General features: G+C 69.1%; 18 protein-coding genes. 11 read left to right on the top strand and 7 right to left on the bottom strand.

What is annotated here, in order from left to right; translation table 11 throughout:
- The first annotated feature begins 15 nt into the window (after window positions 1-15).
- Window positions 16-1,380: a 6-phospho-beta-glucosidase gene (locus ABN028_RS22200; protein WP_349328567.1), complete on the top strand. Its 1,365-nt coding sequence runs from the start codon at window positions 16-18 to the stop codon at window positions 1,378-1,380.
- 19 nt (window positions 1,381-1,399) lie between these two features.
- Here ABN028_RS22200 and ABN028_RS22195 read toward each other — a convergent pair whose 3' ends face one another.
- Window positions 1,400-2,830 carry a KamA family radical SAM protein gene (locus tag ABN028_RS22195; protein WP_349697957.1) on the bottom strand — a complete coding sequence of 477 codons (1,431 nt, stop codon included), beginning with the start codon at window positions 2,828-2,830 and terminating at the stop codon, window positions 1,400-1,402.
- A gap of 116 nt (window positions 2,831-2,946) precedes the next feature.
- On the opposite strand from ABN028_RS22195, the gene kdd reads away from it, so the two are divergent.
- From kdd to ABN028_RS22155, 8 genes are all read left to right on the top strand, one after another.
- A complete protein-coding gene (kdd, locus tag ABN028_RS22190) occupies window positions 2,947-3,999 on the top strand; it encodes an L-erythro-3,5-diaminohexanoate dehydrogenase (RefSeq protein WP_349328569.1) in 1,053 nt (350 codons plus the stop codon).
- The gene (locus tag ABN028_RS22185) at window positions 3,996-5,651 is read left to right on the top strand and encodes an amidohydrolase (protein WP_349697956.1); all 1,656 of its coding nucleotides are present in this window, start codon (window positions 3,996-3,998) and stop codon (window positions 5,649-5,651) included. The genes kdd and ABN028_RS22185 overlap by 4 nt, the downstream gene beginning before the upstream one ends.
- Window positions 5,648-7,231 carry a lysine 5,6-aminomutase subunit alpha gene (kamD, locus tag ABN028_RS22180; protein WP_349697955.1) on the top strand — a complete coding sequence of 528 codons (1,584 nt, stop codon included), beginning with the start codon at window positions 5,648-5,650 and terminating at the stop codon, window positions 7,229-7,231. Before ABN028_RS22185 ends, kamD begins: the two co-directional genes overlap by 4 nt.
- Window positions 7,228-8,124: a lysine 5,6-aminomutase subunit beta gene (gene kamE / locus ABN028_RS22175; RefSeq protein ID WP_349697954.1), complete on the top strand. Its 897-nt coding sequence runs from the start codon at window positions 7,228-7,230 to the stop codon at window positions 8,122-8,124. The genes kamD and kamE overlap by 4 nt, the downstream gene beginning before the upstream one ends.
- A complete protein-coding gene (gene kal, locus ABN028_RS22170) occupies window positions 8,121-8,513 on the top strand; it encodes a 3-aminobutyryl-CoA ammonia lyase (protein WP_349328574.1) in 393 nt (130 codons plus the stop codon). Before kamE ends, kal begins: the two co-directional genes overlap by 4 nt.
- 697 nt (window positions 8,514-9,210) lie before the next feature.
- Window positions 9,211-10,860 carry an apolipoprotein N-acyltransferase gene (gene lnt, locus ABN028_RS22165; protein WP_349328575.1) on the top strand — a complete coding sequence of 550 codons (1,650 nt, stop codon included), beginning with the start codon at window positions 9,211-9,213 and terminating at the stop codon, window positions 10,858-10,860.
- A complete protein-coding gene (locus tag ABN028_RS22160) occupies window positions 10,857-11,642 on the top strand; it encodes a polyprenol monophosphomannose synthase (protein WP_349697953.1) in 786 nt (261 codons plus the stop codon). The genes lnt and ABN028_RS22160 overlap by 4 nt, the downstream gene beginning before the upstream one ends.
- Window positions 11,642-12,139 carry an FxsA family protein gene (locus ABN028_RS22155; protein WP_349328579.1) on the top strand — a complete coding sequence of 166 codons (498 nt, stop codon included), beginning with the start codon at window positions 11,642-11,644 and terminating at the stop codon, window positions 12,137-12,139. The genes ABN028_RS22160 and ABN028_RS22155 overlap by 1 nt, the downstream gene beginning before the upstream one ends.
- Window positions 12,140-12,224: 85 nt before the next feature.
- Here the strand turns inward: ABN028_RS22155 and ABN028_RS22150 are convergent, their stop codons facing one another.
- The 3 genes from ABN028_RS22150 to ABN028_RS22140 form a co-directional block, all read right to left on the bottom strand.
- Window positions 12,225-12,638: an RNA polymerase-binding protein RbpA gene (locus tag ABN028_RS22150; RefSeq protein WP_349328580.1), complete on the bottom strand. Its 414-nt coding sequence runs from the start codon at window positions 12,636-12,638 to the stop codon at window positions 12,225-12,227.
- Window positions 12,639-12,862: 224 nt separating this feature from the next.
- Window positions 12,863-14,242, bottom strand: a complete 1,380-nt coding sequence (locus tag ABN028_RS22145) for an MFS transporter (RefSeq protein WP_349697952.1) — start codon at window positions 14,240-14,242, stop codon at window positions 12,863-12,865.
- Between the two features lie 8 nt (window positions 14,243-14,250).
- Window positions 14,251-15,045, bottom strand: coding sequence for a glycerophosphodiester phosphodiesterase family protein (locus tag ABN028_RS22140; protein WP_349328582.1), 795 nt, complete (start codon window positions 15,043-15,045; stop codon window positions 14,251-14,253).
- Between the two features lie 152 nt (window positions 15,046-15,197).
- Between ABN028_RS22140 and ABN028_RS22135 the strand changes: the two genes are divergently transcribed.
- Entirely contained in the window at window positions 15,198-15,917 is a 720-nt protein-coding gene (locus ABN028_RS22135) for a Clp protease N-terminal domain-containing protein (RefSeq protein ID WP_349697951.1), read from the top strand.
- A 16-nt stretch (window positions 15,918-15,933) separates the two neighbouring features.
- Window positions 15,934-17,835: an ABC transporter ATP-binding protein gene (locus ABN028_RS22130; RefSeq protein ID WP_349697950.1), complete on the top strand. Its 1,902-nt coding sequence runs from the start codon at window positions 15,934-15,936 to the stop codon at window positions 17,833-17,835.
- Between the two features lie 192 nt (window positions 17,836-18,027).
- Here the strand turns inward: ABN028_RS22130 and ABN028_RS22125 are convergent, their stop codons facing one another.
- The 3 genes from ABN028_RS22125 to ABN028_RS22120 all read right to left on the bottom strand — a co-directional run bounded on the left by ABN028_RS22125 (window position 18,028) and on the right by ABN028_RS22120 (window position 19,632).
- Entirely contained in the window at window positions 18,028-18,447 is a 420-nt protein-coding gene (locus tag ABN028_RS22125) for an alpha/beta fold hydrolase (protein ID WP_349697949.1), read from the bottom strand.
- Complete coding sequence (locus ABN028_RS35445) at window positions 18,448-18,603, bottom strand: alpha/beta fold hydrolase (RefSeq protein WP_502879200.1); 156 nt, start codon at window positions 18,601-18,603, stop codon at window positions 18,448-18,450. It abuts the gene before it with no gap.
- A gap of 105 nt (window positions 18,604-18,708) precedes the next feature.
- On the bottom strand, window positions 18,709-19,632 hold the full coding sequence (locus ABN028_RS22120) for a phosphotransferase family protein (protein ID WP_349328585.1): 924 nt from the start codon (window positions 19,630-19,632) through the stop codon (window positions 18,709-18,711).
- Window positions 19,633-19,680: the final 48 nt, after the last annotated feature.

Genomic DNA, 19,680 nt, shown 5'->3' with positions numbered 1-19,680 from the left:
GGAGGGACGCGCATCGTGAAGTTGGCCATTCTCGGCGGTGGGGGATTCCGCGTTCCGCTCGTCTACGGTGCCCTGCTGCGTGACACCGGCACACCCCGGGTCGACGAGGTGGCGCTCTGCGACCCTTCAGCGCAGCGCCTGTCCGTCATCGGCGCGGTCCTTGCCCGGCTCGGCGCCTCGCACGCGGACCCACCGCGGGTGAAGCTGACCACCGATCTCGACCCCGCCCTCGAGGGTGCGGCGTTCGTCTTCTCCGCGATCCGCGTCGGTGGGCTGGCCGGGCGGATCCGGGACGAACGCATCGCCCTGGACCTCGGTGTGCTCGGCCAGGAGACGACCGGTCCCGGTGGCGTCGCCTACGGGCTACGGACGATTCCTGAGGCGGTACGCATCGCCGAGCGGGTCCGGGCAGTGGCGCCGCTGGCGTACGTCATCAACTTCACCAACCCGGCCGGCATGATCACCGAGGCGATGCAGGCCGTCCTGGGGGAGCGGGTCGTCGGGATCTGCGACACGCCCGGCAACCTCGTGTACCGCTGCGCTGCCTCTCTGGGGCTCGACCCGTCGGACGTCCACGCCGACTACGCGGGGCTCAACCACCTGGGCTGGCTACGCGGGCTGCGCGACGGCGACGGCCGGGACCGGCTGCCGGACCTGCTTGGCGACGAACGGGCAATGTCGACGCTCGAGGAGGGTGCCCTCTTCGGGCCGGACTGGCTGCGCACACTTGGTGCCATCCCGAACGAGTACCTCTACTACTACTCGTTCACCCGCGAAGCAATCCGGTCGATCGTGGACCAGCCGTCGACGCGGGGGGAGTTCCTCGCCCGGCAGCAGGCGGAGTTCTACGCCGAGGCGGGGCGAGAGTCGGATCGGGCACTGGACCTGTGGCGGCGGACGATCGCCGAACGCGAAGCGCTCTACATGGCCGAGGCCAAGCACGGTACCCGCGAAGCACCGGCGCCCCCGCCAGGAGACGTTGAGACCCGACCGCCCTCCGGCTACGAAGGCGTGGCTCTCGCCGTGATGGCCGCACTCGCCCGGGACGAGCCGTCGACCATGATCCTCGACGTACGCAACGGATCGACGCTCGCCGGTCTCGACGATGATGCCGTCATCGAAGTTCCTGCGCGGGTCGACGCGAGCGGCGCACATCCGCTGCCAGCATCCCCGCCCGACATGCACCAGTGTGGACTCATCCAGCAGGTCAAGGCGGTCGAACGGCTCACCATCGAAGCCGCGACGACCGGCTCACCAGATGCCGCGTGGAAGGCGTTCGCCCTGCATCCACTCGTGGACTCGGTCACCGTCGCCCGTGATCTGCTCCGCGGCTACGCCAACGCGTTCCCCGAGATCGCCCGACTCCTCGGCCAGGCCTGAGCTCTGGGTGGCGCGGATGTCAGGGGGCGTCAAGGGGGAGTTGACGTGTGGAAGCGGCGCGTGAGTCGGCGGCTCGCTGCTCCGCCGCCGCCAGATGGTCGCCCGCGTGCTCATGCCACCAGGCCTGACCCTCTGCGGGCAGGGTGTCGATCGGGTCGTAGTACTCATAGGTCCGCTGGAGCGCGTCGTCGCCGGCGTGTTCGATGCCGGTGCGATAGTTCTTGCGCCAGTAGCTGATCCCGAGCCTCTCGTCGTACGCCGCGACCTGGTGGACCCACCGCTTGCCGACGTACGGCACGTCGCACACGATCCGCGGTGTCGCGAATCCGGGCAGGTAGCCGAGGATCCCGTGCTGCAACGCCTGCGCCTCGCGCACCGACACCCGCCAGTGCTCGCTGAACGGGATCATGTCGCACATGTAGAAGTAGTACGGCGTGATCGTCGCACCGTCGAGCAGTGCGAAGCACAGGTCGAGCAGCTGCTCCTGCGAGTCGTTGACACCACGCATGAGCACACCCTGGTTGCGGACGTCGCGGATGCCGGTGGCGAGCATCGCCTTCGCCGCCCGGGCGACCAGCGGGGTCACCGACTGCGCGGCGTTCACGTGGGTGTGGATCGCGATCATCACCCCGCGCGCGTTCGCGATCGCCGCCAGCCGCTCCATGCCCGCACGGATGTCGTCCTGCAGCCAGTGCTGGGGCAGGCCCATCAGCGCCTTGGTGGCAAGCCGGATGTCGCGGATGTTCTCGATCTCGAGCAGCGCCGCGACGAACGCCTCCAGCCGGGGCCAGGGCATGTTGGCGACATCTCCGCCGGAGACGACGACGTCCCGGACGCCCGGATGTGTCCGGAGGTAGTCGAGCATCGCGTCGAGCCGGTTCTGCGGCTTGAGGCCGAACTTCAGCTTGTCCACCTGCGCCGTGGAGTTGCCCACGAGATCCATCCGGGTGCAGTGGCCGCAGTACTGCGGGCAGGTCGGCAGGATCTCGGCCAGCACCTTTGTCGGGTAGCGGTGGGTCAACCCTTCGGCCACCCACATCTCGTGCTCGTGCAGCGAGTCGCGCGTCGCACGAGGATGCGACGGCCAGTCGGTACGCCGGTCGGAGAAGACGGGCAGCATGTACCGCCGGAGCGGGTCCGCGTAGAACGCCCCGGTTGAGGGCACTTCGTCCGGGACCATCGTGTTGAGCATCTGCGGCGGCAACAGCATCGACATCGTGGCCCGCTCGGCCTGGTCGCGCTCGAGGTCGGCGTAGAACGCGTCGTCGAGGTGATCATCCATGACGGCGCGGAGCTGCTTGAGGTTTTTGACGCAGTGCGCCCGCTGCCACTGGGCGGACTCCCACTCCGCGACATCGACGTCCCGCCATCCGGGAAGGCGGTGCCAGTCGGGCTCGCACAGAGGGCGGAAGCGGTAGTCGTACGGCTGACCCTGGGGTATCTCCGCCACAGGAACACCTCCGACCTGGACCGCCAGATCATGAATGTCGTACCGTCAGATCCACACGTTACAGAAAGATTTGCTGTGGCTGCCACCATAGTCCAAAGGATCTCCTGGAGGTCCCGGTGCCCGTGCTGACACCTTCCCGCCGCGCCGGATCTCCGGTCGGGCTCCACCGGGTGCTTGAACCGTCCGGGGTCCTCCCGCAGGCGGCCACGCGCCTGGACACGCAGGCCGAGCTCTGGCCCGACGAGGTGCGCGTGCGGGTCGACCGGCTCAATCTCGATGCGGCCTCCTTCCGCCAGCTCCGGGAGGCCCACGGCGGAGACGGCGACGCCGTACGTCGCGCGGTGCTGGAGATCGTCCGGGAGCGCGGGAAGATGCAGAACCCGGTCACCGGCTCCGGCGGAATGCTGGTCGGCACGGTCGAGGAGGTGGGGTCGGACTCCCCGCTGGGACTCCGACCCGGTGACAGGATCGCGACGCTGGTCTCGCTGACCCTCACACCGCTGGTCATCTCCGACGACCTCGCGCGGTGGAACGGCGGCAGCGAGCAGGTGCCGTGCGAGGGTTACGCGATCCTGTTCGGGCGTTCGATCGCGGCGAAGCTGCCTGACGACCTGCCGGCCCAGTTGGCACTTGCCGTCATGGACGTCTGCGGCGCTCCCGCACTCACCGCCCGGGTGGTCGCGGGCTACGCCTCGCCCACGGTGAGCGTCATCGGTGCGGCCGGCAAGTCCGGCACACTGGCGCTCGCGGCGGCTCGGCGGGCCGGCGCGGCCCGCACGATCGGCGTCGTACCGATCGATGCCGAGGCACGCGCCCTCGAAGATGCCGGACTCGCCGACAGGGTCGTCCTCGCCGACGCCCGCGACCCGGTGGCCCTGTCCGACGCCGTCGCGAAGGCCGGTGGGCCCGCCGACGTCACGGTCGTCTGCGTCGACGTCCCCGGGTGCGAAGGCGGTGCGATCCTCGCCACGGCTGCCGGTGGAACCGTGGTCTTCTTCTCGATGGCGACGTCGTTCAGTGCCGCGGCCCTGGGCGCCGAAGGGCTGGCGGCGGACGTCACCATGCTGATCGGCAACGGTTACGTGCCCGGCCACGCGGAGTATGCGCTCAGCCTGGTCCGTGCCGAATCCGGCGTACGGACGCTCTTCGAGGCGAGGATGGGCGCATGACTGCCACGAACCCCGAGGCTGCTGGGCGAAAGGTCATCTTCCGCCGCGGCCCGGTCCTGTCCCCGGTCAAGGGAGCGACCGCGCTGTGCGTCGAGCACGGCCGGATCGTCTACGCCGGCCCGGACATTGGGCTCGCGCCCTATCTCGACGGCGCCGACGAGATCGTCGACCTGGCCGGTCGGCTGGTCACACCGGCCTTCGTCGACGCGCACGTCCACCTGTCGCAAACCGGACTCAGGCTGGGCGGGCTCGACCTGTCCTGCGTGACCGGACGGAACGACCTGCTCGACGCGCTGTCGGCTCATGCCAGGAAGGACTCCAGCCCGGTCGTCCTCGGTTTCGGGTGGGACGAGACGTCGTGGGCCGATCCGCGCCTACCGTCGGGGGAGGAGCTTGACCGCTCGGCGCCAGGGCGTGCCGTCTATCTCGCGCGGGTCGACGTCCACTCCGGACTGGTCTCCGGCGCGCTGATCGCCCGGGATCCGGCGATGACCGGTGCGGCCGGGTGGGATGGAACGGGCCGGGTCGAGAGGGACGCCCATCACCGGGCCCGGGACGCCGCACAGTCCCTTGTCACGAGGGCACGACGCCGCGAGGCGATCGAGGCCGCACTCGCCGCTGCCGCGGCGGCCGGCATCGGCTGCGTCCACGAGATGGCGGCTCCGCACGTCAATGCGGCCGACGATCTCCTGCTCATCGAGGAGCTGGCGACGTTGCGTCCCAGCGTGGAGGTCGTCCGGTACTGGGGTGAGCACGAGTCCGCCGGGGGTGTCGAACGCGCGCGAGCCCTGGGTTGTGTGGGTGCCGCGGGCGACCTGTGCGCCGACGGTGCGTTCGGATCATGGACGGCCGCACTGGATGCGGCGTACGACGACAAGGCGGGCCATGCGGGCCACCGCTACCTCGACGCCGAAGACATTGCCGACCATCTGGTCGCCTGCACGCGTGCCGGCCTGCAGGGCGGGTTCCACTGCATCGGGGACGCCGCCACCGCAGCGGTCGTCGAGGGGCTTCAGTTGGCCGAGAAGGCCGTCGGCACGGAGGAACTCGTCCGGTCGCGGCACCGGCTCGAACACGTGGAACTGATCGACCCCGCGCTGGTCGGCCTGCTCGCGGCGTACGGCACCGTGGTGAGCGGCCAGCCGGCGTTCGACGCGGAGTGGGGTGGGAGGAGCGGTATGTACGCCACCCGCCTTGGTCCCACGCGGGCTCTGGCGACCAACCCGTGGTCGACCTTCCGGCGGGCGGGCGTGACGCTGGCGTTCGGGTCCGACTCGCCGGTCACACCGTTCGACCCATGGGGCGGTGTGCGTGCGGCCGCCTCCCACCACAACGAAGCCGCCCGCCTGACGGTCGGCGAGGCGTTCGCCGCCCACACCCGTGGTGGGTGGTACGCCGCAGGTCGGGCCGAGAGCGGTGAGCTGCGGGCCGGTGCGCCCGCCACCTTCGCGATCTGGGACGTCGAGGGCGCGGTCTGGGACGTCGAGGGACCCGGGCTGCCCGACCTCGGTCCAGGCGGTCCCACCCCCCGCTGCCTGCGTACCGTCGTCAACGGCCGGACCGTCCACGACACCGGGGACCTCGATGGCCCCGCCACCCAAGCCCATGGCAGTGGCGACACCCAGGCTGCTCGCGCTAAGGACTCCCGATGAGCACGACTGCGTTCCGGCGTCACCTCGACCTCGATCCCACGACGGTCCGCAAGGCGCGCACACTCGCCCGCCGGGCCGGGCGGCCGATCGTCACCCTGGCGAAGGCCCACACGACCGTCTCCGTCGAACGCGCGGTGCTGCGCCTCGCCGGCCTTCAGGGCGCCGATCCCGACGGGACGCCGTGGGTCAACCGCCTCGTCGACGCCGTACGCAACGGCGTAGGCCTCGAGCACGGCGCCGCCCTGCCGGTGTGGGACGCAATGGCCCGCGGCGCCGCCGACGATCTCCCGGGCCTCGCCCAGAAGGCCGCCGCCGGCTCCGTGAGCTTCCGGATCCCCGAAGGTGCGGCGGCACGCAAGGCAGCGCGCTCCGCGCGTCGGGCTACCGCTGCCGGCGTCCGGAAGATCGACACCCGCCGCAGGGAACGCGACCGGCTCATCGCCCGCCTCGGCGACCCGCCCCAGCGTCCGTGGATCTACCTCATCGTCGCGACCGGCGACATCTACGAGGACATCCCGCAGGCCCAGGCGGCGGCCCGCGAGGGCGCCGACATCGTGGCGGTGATCCGATCCACCGGGCAGTCGTTGCTCGACTACGTGCCCGAGGGCGCCACCCGGGAAGGCTTCGCCGGAACGTATGCCACGCAGGAGAACTTCCGGCTCATGCGTACGGCCCTCGACGAGGTGAGCAGGGAACTGCGCCGATACGTCCGGCTGACCAACTACGCAAGCGGCCTCTGCATGCCCGAGATCGCCACCCTCGCGGGACTCGAACGCCTCGACATGATGCTGAACGACTCGATGTACGGCATCCTCTTCCGCGACATCAACCCGATCCGGACGTTCGTCGACCAGCGCTTCAGCCGTCAGGTCCACGCGCGAGCGGGCATCGTCATCAACACCGGCGAGGACAACTACCTCACGACTGCCGACGCGGTCGAGCACGCGCACACCGTCACGGTGTCGCAGCTGCTGAACGAATACTTCGCGAAGGAGGCCGGTCTCGTCGACGGTCAACTCGGCCTTGGGCATGCGTTCGAGATCGACCCGGCCCGGCCCGAGTCGTTCCGGCTCGAGCTCGCCCACGCTCTGCTCGCCCGGGAGCTCTTCCCGAAGGCACCGCTGAAGTGGATGCCGCCGACCCGGCACATGAACGGCGACGTGTTCCGGGGCTATCTGCTGGACGCGTTCTTCAACCTCGCCGGGGTGCTGACCGGGCAGCAGATACTCCTTGTCGGCATGATGACCGAGGCCGTCGTGACGCCGTGGCTGTCCGACCGCGATCTCGCGCTGCAGAACGTCCGCTACGTACTCAACGCGTGCGGCAACCTGCACGAGGACTTCCGTCCGGCGCCCGACGGTTTCCTCGCGCAACGGGCCCGGCAGGTGCTCGCCGAGGCGATCGACCTGCTCGAACGGATCTGCGCCCACGGGTCGGGCGGCCTGCTCGACGCCATCGCCGACGGCACGTTCGGCCTCATGCGCCGGCCCGCCGACGGCGGCAGGGGCCTCGACGGGGTGGCGGCCAAGGCGCCGGCGTACTACAACCCCGCCGCCGAGATCCTCGAGGAGGCACCGTGACTGAACGAAGTGAGGTCACGAATGGGCGCGGCACCGAACGCGCTGAGGTCATGAACCACCACAGCGCCGGGACGATCGTCCGGCCCTACGGTGACACCACCGGCGACGGGATGGTGCAGGTGTCGTTCACGCTGCCGATCCCGCACGACCGGCGGGCCGAGGGCGCGGCCTTGCAGCTGGCGGCGAAGATGGGCCTGGAACCTGCCATGGTCGTCCACGCGAAGGCCATCGGTGCAGGCGACGGCACCTCCTTCACGTTCTTCATCGTCTACGGAAGGGTCGGACATCTCGTCGACCTCTCGCAGGTCGAGGTGATCGAGCGTGAGTACCCACTCCTCACGCCCAAGGAGGTCAACCTCGCGATCCGGCGCGGGCTGCGCCGCCGGCTCGTCGTCGTCGGGGCCTGCATCGGCACGGACGCGCACACCGTCGGCATCGACGCCATCCTCAGCATCAAGGGATTCGCGGGCGAGAAGGGCCTCGAGTACTACCGCGAGCTCAAGGTGATCAACCTGGGCGCGCAGGTCGCGGTACCGGATCTCGTCGCCCGGGCGCGCGCCGAACACGCCGACGCGATTCTCGTCTCACAGGTCGTGACGCAGCGGGACGCCCACATTCGTGGTACCCAGGAGCTCGCGGCCGCACTTCGGGAGGCCTACGACGCAAAGGGCGAATTCCCGCTGCTCGTCGTCGGCGGCCCCCGCTTCCACGAGTCGATGGCGGCCGGCCTCGGCGTCGACCGGGTGTTCGGCCGCGGGACCACACCGGGCGAGGTGGCGAGCTACCTGGTGCACGCCCTCGTGACCGCCACAGCGCCCCAGGACCGAACTCAGGACCGGACGCAGCAGCACCGGACCCAGGACCGGACGCAGCAGCGGGAAAGGACCGCATGAACGACCACCGCCTCGGTCTCACCGTCTCGCACCGCAGGTACGTGTCGTACGCCGATGCGCACTACGCCGGCAGCCTGGTCGCGGGCGGCTATGTCCTCGGCCTGTTCGGCGACGTGGCAACGGAGGTGTGCATTCGAACTGACGGCGACGAGGGTCTGCTCGCGTCGTACGCCGACGTGCAGTTCCTCGCGCCAGTCCGGGCTGGTGACGTCCTGGAGGTCACGGCCACCGTCACCCGCGTCGGCGGCCGTAGCCGCGACCTCGCGCTGGAGGCGAAGGTGCTCGCCCGTGGCCGACCGGAGCGGAGCGAGTCGGCTGCTCAGCTGCTCGACGAACCCCTGGTCGCGACCACCGCCCGCGCGACTGTGGTGATCCCGACGGTTCCATGATCGGTAGGTCTGCGATACGCTCCGCAAGGTCGACCTTCCGGAGGGTTGAGCAAGCCCGGAGCCCTTACCCACAAGGGCGTACGCACCTCGACACGCCGGACCACGACACGCCGTCGATTGCACAAAATCTCGGCATCGTGTGGGTGGCCAGAAGATGGCCGTGACCTGCACATATTCGCTATTTGTGCAGGTCAGTCCCCAGTTGACACCAAGGCGCGGGTCTCGCCATCGTCATGGTGTCCACCGCAGGTCAACTCGGCTCGGGGCGTCGCCTTGGCTCTCGCGTGAGGAGTCCGTAGCCAGTTCTCGTACCACGTGAATGCTCGGGGCCTCCGTCTCGTGCGGTGGGGTGGCCACGGAACGGTCCGCTGCCCAGTAGACAACGGCTCATGGCGCGCAGCCTACGCGTCGCGGGTCGGTCCGAAGGGTGAGCGGGCCGTTCCGTCTTTGGTGGACTTTTCGTCCTGGAACCCGTTCCACCGCTCCGGAGTCTGACCAGAGCGTGTGCAGAGTGCAGAGCCCCGGTGGGCGCCACCGCCGCCCTCAGTTGATCGAGGTTTCCCGGGTTGGTGCGATCATTGGACGCCGAGCCCGGGCAAGACGACCGTAGAAGTCACGGCGGACCGGCACCAGAGCGGGCACCAGTGTGTGCACCCGTGCGTTGTACGGACCGCGGGCACACCTCACGAAAGGGACGGTGGCGTTGAGGGTCGAGGACGGACTCGTCGAGCCTTCGGCGAGCGGTGGCGCCGCACCTCCGGTCGCTGCCGCGAGCACTCCACAAAGTGACACGGCCACCGTGGTGCCGACCTGGCTCCGCCTCCTGCTCGCCACCGGGTCCGGTGTCGCTCTCGCTGTCGCGTTCCCGCCGCTCGGCTGGGCGTGGATCACCCCCCTGGCCGTGGGCGCACTCACGCTGGCCTGCAAGGGGCTCCGGTTGCGGACGGCCGCGCTGGTGGGTCTCGGGTTCGGCGTGGGATTCTTCGCCGTCCTGCTCCAGTGGATCCGGGTGATCGGCCTCGACGGATGGGTGGCTCTCAGCCTGATCGAGGCGGTTTTCGTCGCCGCGCTCGGCGCCGGCATCGCCCTGGTGACCCGGCTGCGCGGCTGGCCCGTGTGGGTGGCTGCCCTGTGGGTGGCGGTCGAGCTGGCCCGGGGGTCCATTCCCCTGGGTGGCTTCCCCTGGGGACGTCTGGCGTTCGCCCTGGACAGCACTCCGATGGCGGCCTATGCGAGTCTCGGCGGCGTCGCTTTCGTGTCGTTCGTCGTGGCATTGGCCGGAAACCTGCTGGCCTGGGCGCTCCTGGCGCGCTCGAGCCGGGTTCTCACCCGGGCCGGAGCGGGCCTCGCCGTGGTGGCGTTGGCGCTGGGCGGCCTTCTCGTACCCCTTCCGACTTCCGGCCAGGGCACGGCCACCGTCGCGGTCGTCCAGGGCAATGTGCCGGCCCGTGGGATGGAGTTCCTCGGCCGGGCTCGCACGGTCACCCGAAACCACCTCGCGGCCACCGAAGAGCTCATGCGCGACGTAGCGGCCGGAAAGGTACCGAAACCGGAGTTTGTCGTATGGCCGGAGAACTCCACCGACATCGACCCCTTCGCCGACCCGACCACCGGCTCGATCGTGGAGCAGGCCGTCGCCGCCGCGGGAGTGCCGGTCCTCGTCGGCGCGATCCTCAATGGACCCGGCGATGACTACCGACGGACGACCGGCGTGGTGTGGGATCCAGACACCGGCCCGGGGGAGACCTACGTCAAGCAGCATCCGGTCCCGTTCGGGGAGTACATCCCCTTCCGTCAGCTCCTCCTGCCCTACATCGACCGCCTCCAGATGGTCGGCCGCGACACCTTCGCCGGCAGTGATCCAGGTCTGATGACGATCGCCGGCTACGACATCGCCGAGGTGATCTGCTTCGAGATCGCGTACGACGGAATCGTGGGCGAGGTCGCGCGGGCCGACTCCCAGCTGCTGGTCGTCCAGACCAACAACTCCACCTATCTCGGGACGGGGCAGCCACAGCAGCAGTTCGCGATCACCCGGCTGCGGTCGATCGAATACGGCAAAGCGACCCTGGTCGCCTCGCCGAGCGGCATCAGCGGGGTGATCTCGCCCGACGGCACCGTGGTCGCGAAGTCGCGGGAGGCGACCCGGCAGACCTACGTCGAGCGGGTCCCGCTGCGGACCAGCCCGACCCTTGCTGCGCGCTTGGGCCCTGCACCCGAGCGCCTGGCCGCTATCGTCGGCTTTGGGGCCGTGGTGGTCGCCGTTGCCCGCAGTCGCAGGACGCGGCGGGTGGAAACGGCGGCCGGCGGTGCTGGCTCAGGGGGCGACGCCGAGGGGGGCCGATGAGCGACGCGGGGGAGAAGCCGTACACCGATCTCGGTCGGATCCTGGTCGTCCTGCCGACCTACAACGAGATCGACAATCTCGAACGGATGGTGAAGCGCCTCCGCGCGGCCGCGCCCGAAGTGGAGGTGCTGATCGCCGACGACGCCTCGCCCGACGGCACCGGCCAACTCGCCGACCGCCTCGCCGAGACCGATGATCACCTACGGGTGCTGCACCGTGCCCGCAAGGAGGGCCTTGGCACCGCCTACCTGGAGAGCTTCCGCTGGGGTCTCGACCACGGCTACGACGTGCTCTGTGAGATGGACTCCGACGGCTCCCATCACCCCGAGGCGCTTGCGAACCTGCTACGGGCACTGCACGAGGCCGATCTGGTGATCGGGTCCCGGTGGGTGCCGGGCGGCCGGATCGAGAACTGGTCGCGAGGCCGCCAGCTGCTGTCGCGGTCCGGCAACGTCTACGCACGAATGGCGCTGGGACTGCGGCTCCGCGACGCGACGTCGGGATTCCGGGTCTTCCGCCGAGCTACGCTGCAGGGAATCGATCTCGACCAGGTCGCGTCACAGGGCTACTGCTTCCAGATCGATCTGGCCTGGCGGGCCTACCTGGCCGGCTTCCGGGTGAGCGAGGTGCCGATCGTGTTCAGCGAGCGTGAGTACGGAACGAGCAAGATGGACACCAATGTCTTGATCGAGTCGTTCCGCCGGGTGACTGTGTGGGGTGTCCGGCACCGCGTGCGTCAGGTCCGTGAGCTGGTCTCGGGCAAGCGGAAGGCGGGCATCTGATGCGACTCCGCCTGCTGCTGCTCGCCGCGTTCATCGCCGTGCCGCTGTTGGAGATCTACATCCTCATCCAGGTCGGCCAGGTCATCGGCGCCTGGTGGACGATCGCGCTGCTGATCGCCGTCAGCGTGCTCGGTTCCTGGCTGATCCGCAGGGAAGGTCGGCGAGCGTGGCGGGCCTTGACGGCCGCGACGGCGGCCGGCCGGCTACCCGACCGTGAGCTGCTCGACGGGGGACTGGTGCTGGTGGGCGGTGTCCTGATGGTGACTCCCGGGTTCGTCTCCGACCTCGCCGGCCTCTTCCTGATCATGCCGCCCACCCGCCCACTCGCCCGACGAGCGGCCACCTGGCTCCTGGGGCGCCAGCTCGCCCGTCAGGTGCAACGCGGTGGCCATCTCGGTGGGATGCCCGGAATGCCCTATCCACCCGGGCAGCCGAGGCCGAGGGACCGGGGAGTGACCATCCCGGGCGAGGTCGTCGACCGCGACGATCGGAGCTGATACCGACGGGCCAAGCTCCACGCGTGGCCGGACATGGCCGAGCCGCGTCACCCGGAGGCGACGCGGCTCGTACCAGGGGATCCAGTCAGGCGGTGCGACGGCGTTGGCGCGGCGCCTTGGGCTTCGAGGACTTGTCGGCTTCTTCCCGGTGCAGGTGGTCGGGCCCGATCTGACCCGAACGCAGGAGTTCGAGCCGCTCGGACAGAAGAACCTCGAGCTCGTCGATGCTGCGGCGTTCGAGGAGCATGTCCCAGTGCGTCCGGGGTGGCTTCACGTGCTTGGGTTCGGGTCGATCACCGTCGACCCGGATGGCCTCGCCCCCGCACCGTGGGCACTCCCACACCGGAGGGACCTCGGCGTCAGCGGCGAGTGGCAACTCGAAGTGGTGGGAATGTGGGCAGTCATACGCGACCAGCTGGCGTGGCGCTGGGGCAATCTCCCGATCATCCTCATAGCTCGCCGCACCGAGCCGGGAGCCTCGTAGTGCACGCTCCGACATAAGCTCTCCATCCCCCTCCATCGTTGTTCGGGCCGAGCGCCGCAGCCAGGGCACGGCAATTCCATCGCTCTGCGGGCTCAGTGGGCATAACGTCTGGGCCCCCGGCCAGGATTCCCCGCTCCTGTTCCGGCGAACCGCAGCGTCTCCCGTGCCTCACTGCTAGTAGCGCCTATGACCGTAGCGTGACTGGCCCGAGACGCCCACATCGGCACGCAGAGTTCTCCTCAGATGACCTTCGGGAGTTCGTTGCCGGCGTCCCTGATCGCCCGCCGTGGATCGACCCTGAGCAGCAGGACGAACCCGACGACGAAGAAGAACACCAGCGCGATGATCGCCGGCCGGTACGAATGGGTGAGCTGGTGGACGAGCCCGAAGACCAGGGTGCCGAACCAGCTGGTCCCACGTTCTGCGGCTTGGTACAGGCTGAAGTACTCCGCCTCCCTGCCCTTCGGGACGAACTGGCTGTAGAGCGAGCGGGACAGGGCCTGGGTGCCGCCGAGCACGATGCCGATGAACACGCCCAGAACCAGTACGGGGGCGACCTGTCGCACCGGCAGGAAGTACGCGGCGACCACGACACCGACCCACACCCACAGGGCCGCGAGGATGCAACGACGGCTGCCCCAGCGGGCGGCCAGGCGCCCGAACAGCAGTGCCCCACCGAATGCCACGAACTGCACGAGCAGGATCGTGGCGATGAGCACACTCTGCCCGAGGCCGAGCTGGCTGGCGCTGTAGATGGACGACGCGTAGATGACGGTCTGGACGCCGTCGTTGAAGAAGAGGTACGCCACGAGGAACAGCAGCGTCATGGGATAGGCCCGCGCCTCGCGCAGGGTGGTGAAGAGCTGCCCCAGGCTCTGCCGGGCGACACCACCGGGTTCGGGAACGACCGCGATCGGCGGCCGGTCCCGCAACCGGAGGAAGGGAACGAAGGTGAAACCCGCCCACCAAAGCCCGGCCGACAACAAGCTGAGGCGGACGGCCGACGTGGTGGAGAGCCCGAGAAGCGTGTGTCCCTGCACCAGGGCCAGGTTGATCACGAGGAGCAGGCCGCCCCCGAGGTAGCCGAGCGCCCATCCGCGCGAGGACACCCGGTCGCGTTCGTCGGGGGTGGCGATGTCGCACAGGATCGCGTCGTACACGACGATCGACGAGGCGAGACAGAGGTTGCCGACGAAGAGCAGGAGAACGCCGAGCTGCCAGTTCGTACCGGCGACGAACACCATCGACGACGCTGCACCCGCGCCGAGCCAGGCGAACGCGCCGAGGATCCGCTTCTTGTGGTGTGACCGGTCCGTGATGGCACCGACGATCGGGAGCGCCAGGGCGGACAACAGCGTGGTGGCCGTGATGACGTACAGCGGTAACGAGCCGGGCGAGATCGGAATGCCGAGGAGGCGGAGGTCCACCGTGCACGGGCGCTCTGGTGTGCCGGCGGCGCCACAGGCGGCGGTCTCCGCGACGGACGCGAGGTACGGGCTGAACAGCACCGTCAGCACCGTCGTGACGTAGGCAGAGTTGGCCCAGTCGTAGAAGTACCACGCCCGCTGCTCGCGGCGCCGCTCCACCTCGTCCGGGTAGGACACCGGTGTGGTCGTCATGGGATCGCTCATCCCGCCCATTGCCCGCGACTGGTGAGAACCTCACGCAAGGTATCGATCCGGTCGGTGATGAGGCCGTCGACGCCGATGTCGAGGAGGGCGTTCATCTGGTCGGCGTTGTCGATCGTCCAGACGTGGACCTGCTTGCCGAGGGCGTGTGCGCGCTCGACGAAGGCAGGTGTCACGAGGCGGATGCCGGCGTAGCCGACCGGGACCTGGACGCAGGGAGCACGCGAGATCAGCATCCGGCCGAGGGGGTGCGGGAGCGGCAAAGCGAGCAGTGCCACGCCGATCGGGGTCATCCCGGTCACGACGCGGGGGCCCAGCAGGCGGTGTACGGCGTTGACGCGGTGACCGGAGAAGGACGAGACACACACCCGGTCGTGGGCGACCGTCTTGACGACCGCCTCGGCCAGGGGCCGGATCGCGTTCTCCTCCTTGACGTCGACGTTGACGCGGATCTCGGGCCAGGTGCCGAGGACCTCCTCGAGGGTGGGGATGGGTTCGCGGCCCCCGATCCGCGCCTTCGCCACCTCTGCGTACGGCAGGTCGGCGATCTTTCCGGCGCGGTCCGTGACGCGGTCGAGCGTGTCGTCGTGGAAGGCGACGAGGACTCCGTCGGCGGTCGCGTGGACGTCGGTCTCGAGGTACCGGTAGCCGAGTTCGATGGCGTTGGCGAACGCGGCCATGGAGTTCTCGATACCGACATTGGGGGCATAGCGCGCGCCGCCACGGTGAGCGAACGCAAGCGGGCCCGGATGGTCGAGAAACGGGTAGTGGCGGCGGGAGGGCGTCACTGGCACGGGCGGAAGTATGCCGGTTCGTCGCCGCCCTGTCCCTCCTTTCAAGATCGGGTTGTGTTTCGCGATTGTTTCCCTTAAGGAGCGGATTCACGAACGCTCAAGCATCAACCTAGGGTTGACGCCCGGGAGTGAGTCAACCTAGGGTTGACCCTATGGCGCCTGCACCCAGCCTCCACGAACTCATCGAGACCGTACGCACGGACGCCGCCAGCGACGATGTGCTCGACCAGCTCGCCGCCGCCCGTGCCGTGGTGGCCGAACTCAGCGAGACGGGAGACGCGGTCCTCGGCCACTTCGTCGAACGGGCGCGGGGCAGTGGCCGGTCGTGGACCGAGATCAGCAACGTCCTCGGCGTCACCAAACAGGCCGTCCACAAGCGCTTCGCCGGCGCGAACCTCTTCATCGGCGAGGGCGCACCGACGTTCGAGCGATTCACGACCCGGGCGAGGCGGACGGTCGACGCCGCACGGCCGGCTGCGGTGGCGCTCGGTCATACCTATATCGGCACCGAACACCTGCTCCTGGCGTTCTACGCCGAGCCGGAAGGCATCGCGGGCACGATCCTCCTCGATGCAGGGATCAGCCGCGACGACGTTGAGGCGGAGATCATCGCTCGCACGGGCCGCGGACCGGGATCGACTGACAACGATCCGCCGTGGACGCCCCGGGCCAAAGGCGCCCTGGCGGCCACGCTCGCCGAAGCCCTGAAGCTGGGCCACAACTACATCGGCACAGAACACCTCCTGCTCGCGATGTACGACCAGCCCGATGCCATAGCGATGCAGATCCTGCTCGCCCGCGGACTCGACGCCGAGATGGCGCGCAACAAGGTCATCGAGGCGCTGGCCGACTTCCAGAAGAAGCAGCGCTGAGAGTCGGTCCCGACTGATGTCTCTCACCAAGCTGGTAGGCGGCTACCACCTGACGGGCGGGCCAGGCGATACCACGGGGACGCTGCGCCGGGTGGTGCGCTTCGTCCGACCGTACCGGTGGCGCCTCGGGACGTACGCACTCCTGCTCGCCGCCTCGGCGGCCGCGGGCATGATCCCACCGCTGATCTTCCGGGAACTTCTCGACGCGGCCATCCCACGGGGCGACGTGCCGTTGGTCAACCTGCTGGTCGGGCTCGCGGTCCTCGCGTATCTCGCCTCCGCGGGAATGCTCCTCCTCGGTGGCTACCTGGGCACCCTCATCGGCACCGGCATCATCCGTGACCTCCGCCAGGTGCTCTTCGACCATCTCCAGCGACTGCCGTTGTCGTTCTTCGTGCATGCGAAGACCGGGGCGGTGCAGAGCCGGCTCAACACGGATGTCCTGAACGCCCAACAGATGTTCACCGGACACCTCTACACGGGCAGCGTCGGATCGATCGCCGCGGACGTGCTCATCATCGCATTCACGCTTGGCGCGATGGTGGTGCTGAGCTGGCAGGTCACGCTGGCCGCGCTGGTCCTCGTGCCGTTATTCCTCCTGGCGTCGAGGCGGATCGGGCCCCGGATGCGATCTCTGGTGCGCGAGCAGATGGACCTGTTCGGCGGTATGAACGCCTTCGCGGCGGAGCGCCTCAACGTGAGTGGTGCCCTACTCGTGAAGCTGTTCGGGGGGTACGACCGGGAGTCGGCGAGCTTCGGGGCGCGGACGGCGGCGCTTCGGCGCAACAACATCGGCGTCAACATGCTGGCGCTCCTCGTCGGGACCGGAGTCGCACTCGTCGGGTTCCTCGGTGTCGCGGCCGTCTACTGGTCAGGCTCGCTGCTGGTGGTGTCCGGCCCGCTGACGATCGGGACCGTCGTAGCCCTTGCGGCCTATGCTCAACGCGCGTATGCCCCATTGATGGATCTTGCCTCGGCCCGCATGAACCTCCAGAGCGCCCTGGTGTCCTTCGAGCGGGTTTTCGAGGTGGTCGACGCACCGCTCGAGATCACCGAGCGTCCGCACGTAGGGAGCGGGCCTGACGTGGTGCAAGGCGCGGTGGAGATCGACGGCCTGTGGTTCCGGCACGCGGGACGGGATGCCATCCTCGTCCAGTCACTAGTCTCGGAGGAGCCCGAGGCTCCGGCGAGCGGTGCCCGCGCTGTCGAGCCCGAGTCCTGGGCGCTCCGAGACGTCAGTATCGGCCTACCTGCCGGGACCATGACGGCACTCGTTGGCCCTTCCGGCGCGGGCAAAACCACCCTCTGCATGCTGGTCGCGCGGCTCTACGACGTCTCCCGCGGTGCGATACGCATCGACGGCGCCGATGTGCGCGACTATCCGCTCGCGACACTGGCCGCGAATGTCGGCGTAGTGACGCAGGACGCCCACTTCTTCCATGAGTCCGTACGCGACAACCTGCGCTATGCGAAGCCGGACGCGACCGACGAGGAGCTCGTCGCGGCCTGCGAATCGGCGTGCGTCCACGACCTCATCGGGTCGCTGCCGGACGGCTACGACACCGTGGTCGGCGAGCGCGGCCACCGATTCTCCGGGGGAGAGAAGCAGCGACTGGCGATCGCCCGCGTGCTGCTGCGGAACCCGCGGATCGTCATCCTCGATGAGGCCACCGCACATCTCGACACGGCCACGGAGCACGCTGTGCAACGCGCGCTCGAGGTCGTCCTCGCCGGGCGTACGTCCCTCGTCATCGCCCACCGGCTGTCGACCGTGCGCCGCGCGGACCAGATCGTGGTCCTCGACGCCGGGCGGGTCGTCGAGACGGGTACGCACGCCTATCTGGTCGCACGCGACGGCCTCTACCGCGAACTCCATCGCACCCAGGTGCTCACGTTAGGGGATGCTCGGGTGCTCTAAGGCTCCGTCCAAGACGTGATCAGATGCTCTGCTTACGCCGGCAAGCCAGTGATGCAGTGCGACGGCGAGGTGCACCGGAGCGTCGTACTGGATGAGATGCCCTGCGCCATCGATGATCTCCAGATCCGAGCCTGGGATCAGCTGGGCCAGTCGCCGCGCCCGGTCGACCGGTATCCACGCGTCCTCGCGTCCTCAGATGACCTTGACCGGAAGGGCGATCTCGGAGTAGCGGTCCTGGATCTCGTCGGTGAAGCGCTCATCAGCCTGGGCGATCTGCCGGTAGAACGCACGCTTGCCGTCGGCCGACAACCAGGGTGAGGTCAAGGTGTCCAGCTGCTCCGCGGTCAGCCCCCGGTGGCTGGCGCCGGAGATGTACGCCTCCAGCGCACCCTGGTGGACGGCGTCCGGCTGGGCCGCGAATATCTCCGCGTTCTGCGCGACGAGCTGGAAGAACTCCGATCCCCATGGACGCAGCGCGACGACATCGACCAGTGCCAGCGAGGCGAACGCGGCAGCATGGACGAGGTGCGTCCGCAACGACACCGCGCCGCCGTAGTCGTGAGCGACCAGGTGAGGCGCCTGGAGATCCCAGTGCCGCAGAAGATCGGACAACTATGCGGCTTGGGTTCCGAGGTCGACGTCATGCTCCGGCCGCATTGACGATTGCCCGTAGCCGGGCATGTCCCAGAGGTAGACCGTGAACTCTCGGCTGAGGGCATGGGCGAAGGGGGCCCAGAGTTTCGACGACCACGGAGTTCCATGGCACATCACCACCGCCGGGCCCGAACCGAGGCAGTCCCAGGCGATGGTGCGTCCCCGCCAGCGAAACGTGCGTGAGAGGTCCATACCGACAGGCTGACAGGTACGCGGAGCTCACAGGTAGGCGAGGGTGCGCTCGACCCATTCTTCGAAGCGGGCGTACTTCATCCGGGTCTCGGGGTTCGTGGGCTCGGGCAGGTTGAGGATCCCGTCGGCGGCGTCGAGGAGGTCCCAGTACGGATGGTGCCCGTCGACTCCGCCGGCCGCGTGGTAGGTCGCAAGGAAGTGGTCGGCCACCTCCGCGCCGTAGCGGCCGGCAAGGTTCAGTCGCATCCGGGCCAGGTCGATGCCACGCGGGCCGAGGCAGCCGGTCGTCCAGTCGACCACGCCCACCAGCCGCTCACCGTCCCACAGGGTCTGCCCAGGGTGGTAGTCGCGATGGATGAAGCCCATCGTCGCCGGCGGAGGTCCACTGGCCAGCACGCCGAACACCCGGTCCCACAGCTGGAAGTTCCGCGACCAGACCGGCGGTCGGCGGTGCCCGTCCAGCTGTGGGTCGTAGTACGGCCGGTACGGCGGCAGCGCCTTCACGACCGGCAGGTCGACGCGGTGAATGGCGGTAAGGGTCTCCGCGAGGCCGACGAGCACCGCGGGATCCTTCGAGCTCTGGGGAGGTACGCCCGGCAGCCGTGTGGTCAGCAGGGTGGGCACGTCGCACATGGTCGGCCCGGTGTCCGCGCCGAGCAGCCGAGGTGCCGGGACGTCGGTGCTGCCCAGAAGTCCCAGAACGGTGGCTTCGTTCGGAGGGAGATACCACGGGTCGCTGCGGAGGCGGTCGAGGTGATGGAAGCGCCGGAGCGTCAGGTAATGCAGGACGCCGGTCGCGCTCATCACATCCAGGGCATGGAGGGTCGTCGAATCGACGCTCATCAGGCGTACGGACGCGACGATGCTCCCCGGTCCCACGACCTCCCGCACCCACTGGAGCGTCGCCTCGGACGGTGGGGCGGCGCCGTCCTGCCGCTGGTCAGCACTCATTCTGTCCGGCAAGACTACCGACGGTCCGGTTCGGAATATCGCCCCGGC

The sequence above is a fragment of the Actinopolymorpha sp. B17G11 genome (assembly GCF_040196095.1).
GTDB lineage: Bacteria > Actinomycetota > Actinomycetes > Propionibacteriales > Actinopolymorphaceae > Thermasporomyces.
The sequence above is the reverse complement of the archived record's forward strand: the minus strand, read 5'-3'. Positions and strand labels throughout refer to the sequence as shown.

Coding starts and splice junctions, on each gene's coding strand:
- ABN028_RS22185 (WP_349697956.1), top strand. CDS start 3,996: ATGACTGCCACGAACCCCGAGGCTGCTGGGCGAAAGGTCATCTTCCGC.
- kamD (WP_349697955.1), top strand. CDS start 5,648: ATGAGCACGACTGCGTTCCGGCGTCACCTCGACCTCGATCCCACGACG.
- kal (WP_349328574.1), top strand. CDS start 8,121: ATGAACGACCACCGCCTCGGTCTCACCGTCTCGCACCGCAGGTACGTG.
- ABN028_RS22160 (WP_349697953.1), top strand. CDS start 10,857: ATGAGCGACGCGGGGGAGAAGCCGTACACCGATCTCGGTCGGATCCTG.
- ABN028_RS22155 (WP_349328579.1), top strand. CDS start 11,642: ATGCGACTCCGCCTGCTGCTGCTCGCCGCGTTCATCGCCGTGCCGCTG.
- ABN028_RS22150 (WP_349328580.1), bottom strand. CDS start 12,638: ATGTCGGAGCGTGCACTACGAGGCTCCCGGCTCGGTGCGGCGAGCTAT.
- ABN028_RS22145 (WP_349697952.1), bottom strand. CDS start 14,242: ATGACGACCACACCGGTGTCCTACCCGGACGAGGTGGAGCGGCGCCGC.
- ABN028_RS22135 (WP_349697951.1), top strand. CDS start 15,198: ATGGCGCCTGCACCCAGCCTCCACGAACTCATCGAGACCGTACGCACG.
- ABN028_RS22130 (WP_349697950.1), top strand. CDS start 15,934: ATGTCTCTCACCAAGCTGGTAGGCGGCTACCACCTGACGGGCGGGCCA.
- ABN028_RS35445 (WP_502879200.1), bottom strand. CDS start 18,603: ATGTGCCATGGAACTCCGTGGTCGTCGAAACTCTGGGCCCCCTTCGCC.
- ABN028_RS22120 (WP_349328585.1), bottom strand. CDS start 19,632: ATGAGTGCTGACCAGCGGCAGGACGGCGCCGCCCCACCGTCCGAGGCG.